This is a genomic window from Bradyrhizobium sp. Mp27 (genome assembly GCF_029953005.1).
GTDB lineage: Bacteria > Pseudomonadota > Alphaproteobacteria > Rhizobiales > Xanthobacteraceae > Bradyrhizobium > Bradyrhizobium barranii.
In genome coordinates, this window is the sequence record NZ_JASAUS010000378.1 from 1 (window position 1) to 2,721 (window position 2,721).

At 58.0% G+C, this 2,721-nt stretch carries 1 protein-coding gene; it reads right to left on the reverse strand.

What is annotated here, in order from left to right; all coding sequences use genetic code 11:
• Positions 1-559 precede the first annotated feature (559 nt).
• Complete coding sequence (locus QJT78_RS49970) at positions 560-2,314, reverse strand: adenylate/guanylate cyclase domain-containing protein (protein WP_281460821.1); 1,755 nt, start codon at positions 2,312-2,314, stop codon at positions 560-562.
• Between the last annotated feature and the right edge of the window lie 407 nt (positions 2,315-2,721).

The window sequence follows — 2,721 nt, forward strand, 5'->3', positions numbered from 1 at the left end:
GGCTGGTGGCGGCTCGACCGTACTCCGCTGCAAACGTTGAGGCGTCCGACCCGGACATCATCATGAGGCGCTGCGCGACCTCGGAAAGGACCGTGACCCCAGTGAAGACATCAACCAGCCCGGGCGATCCAATGCCTGGCCGGCAAAGTACGCATCAGCCGCGCTCGCGCCGTCTCCGCAACCCTGACCAGCTCCGACAGCGCGAGCGCTACCGTCGTGCCGTCGGAAAGTTTAAAAGGTGATTGACAACAATCCGCAATTAAAGGGCCGAATGACATGGGCGTGGTTACGTTGGACCGAGCCGGCCGTTATCAGCACCTAGCCAATCGGGTGCGTAGCTGCTGGCTTCGAACTGATGTCTGAGGCTCACCCGTAATAAGACTAAAGGGCGCTAGTAAGCTCAATCAGGCCGATGTCGGCTTGTGGCCCATCGCGTCAGTTGTGCCACGACATGTCCGAAGCCGGGGGTAGACCGGAAGTCCCGAACTCAGGGGCAGACTGGCGCGATTGACCCATTTCGGACGAAGATGACGCCCATTGGGGTCTAACATGACGAACGCTATCCTTCCGGCACCCCGGCCAAACGCATGCCCTCAACGAGGCGTTCGTGGACAGCAAGAAAAATAGGATTGTCGCTCGGTAGGTGAGCGCGAAACCGACTGATGGTGAAGCTTGGATCAAGCGCAAGTCCCGCTCGTACGGTGGCGCGCGCCTGGTCTAGTTCGCCAACCCACGCAAGCACTGCTCCGAGAGGGAAATGCGCGAACGAATGGTTTGGGTTTGCGTCGAGGCCCCGACGCATCCAGACAACTGCCTCGTCATCGGCACCGAGTTGCGCCTTGGCAAAGCCGACATGCGCCATCCAACGAGCGGCATTGGTGTCGCGAGGAGAAAGGCGGAATGCCTCGTTGATGTGAGTTTCGGTCTCTGCGCCTCGACCAAGGAAGAACTTGGCAAAACCAATGAGAGCATGAGCGCGGGCTAAATTGCGATCCAGCGCTAAAGCCTGCTCGCATTCCGCGATGCCTTGGGCTGCGCGTTTCGTAAATATTTGCGTGTAGCCCAAAGTCAAGTGAGCCAAAGCGTGGTTTGGTGCGACGGATAGTACCCTCATTATGGCTGTCTCCGCCGCAGCAAGCCGCGCTGAATAGTCGTCGGTCATAAAGGAAGCCCCTAGTGAGGTCTCGACCCGTGCCAAGCCGACCATCGCCTCAATATTTTCGGGATCGAGCACAAGGGCCTTTTCGAAAAAACTGCGCACGCGTGTCAGGCAACCGGGGGTCTGCCCCTTGTTGAACCAGCTGCTGCCTTGGAACACCAAGTCCATCGCGTCGGGACGCAGTGAACACTCCGCTCGCCGTGCCTCGGCGGTAATGAGTTCGGCATCGAGCGCGTTGGCGAGCCTCGATACTATTTCATCCTGCATGTCAAAAAGGTCGGCAACAGGCTTGTCAAAGCGTTCGGCCCAGAGGTGGTTGCCTGTATCGGCGTCAACCAACCGTACGTTCACGCGGAGGCGGTTACCGCTTCGCTGCACAGAACCTTCGAGCACATAACGGACGTTCAGCTCACGTCTCAGCTTCCTTACATCCAGGGCTTTGTCCTTGAACGTGAACGCGGTGTTGCGCGCAATCACAAACGCGCCACTGATGCGCGATAAGTCTGTGGTCAGGGTCTCGGTCACTCCATCCACGAAGTACTCTTGCTCTCGATCACCGCTGAGGTTGGTGAAAGGAAGCACTACTATGGACAGATGAGGCGCTGAAGCCGTGTCCGACTTTGCGAGCGCACCCTGGGTCGCGGGGCTTTGCTCTTCCCAGACCACGGCAAAGGCCCGGACCGGGCGGGCAATGTTTTTAAGGCTCTGCTCACCCATGTCGGCGAACTCGACGCCAACTTTGCCTCGGACGTGATCATACGCAGACAACGAGATGCAGATGCCGCCGGGCTCTGCGATCGTCTCAAGTCGCGCCGCGATGTTTACTCCATCGCCGAATATGTCATGAGCCTCGATGATTACGTCACCGATGTTGACGCCTACCCGGAAGGCAATGCGACTGTCTGCCGCGTCTCCAATTGTAAGTTCCTCAACTCGGATTTGGAAGCGTACTGCCGCTCGGACTGCTTCCACCGCGCTCGGAAATTCTGCCAAGATCCCATCGCCAGTGTTCTTCACAATGCGGCCACGATGCTCCGCAATCGCGGGATGAACAGCTTCCGTCAGGAGCGTTGTAAGTTTGGTATGAGTAACCTCTTCGTTGTCGTGCATTAGCCGCGAGTAGCCAACCACGTCGGCGGCCAATATTGCCGACAATCTACGCTCGACTCGGACTGGCTGCTCTTACACCATGGCCCGCAAATCCGATCCACGGCACACCGTACACCGGATCACAGAGGACAGCCAAACTCGCTATGACGGCTGCCGCCTAACTGTTCGTTGCTCATTGGCTAGAATGACAGTCGCGCTGACCGATGCTGCGGATAGTGGGGCGTGCCGATATGTCGCTGAATGGCCGATATTGTTGCAGAAGGCGAAAATCGAGCGACCCGGAAAATCGCTCCTAAGTTGGTCTTTGGACCTCTCTGCCGTTGCGTCGCTTTTCAGCGCCACTAGTACCCGGAATCAGAGCTGAGTGATACGGCGGCCTTTGACACGGCGTTGACGGACCTTTTTCTTGGTCCAGACGAAGGGCTCGGCTCTGTCGTTGTATGCGTTGACGT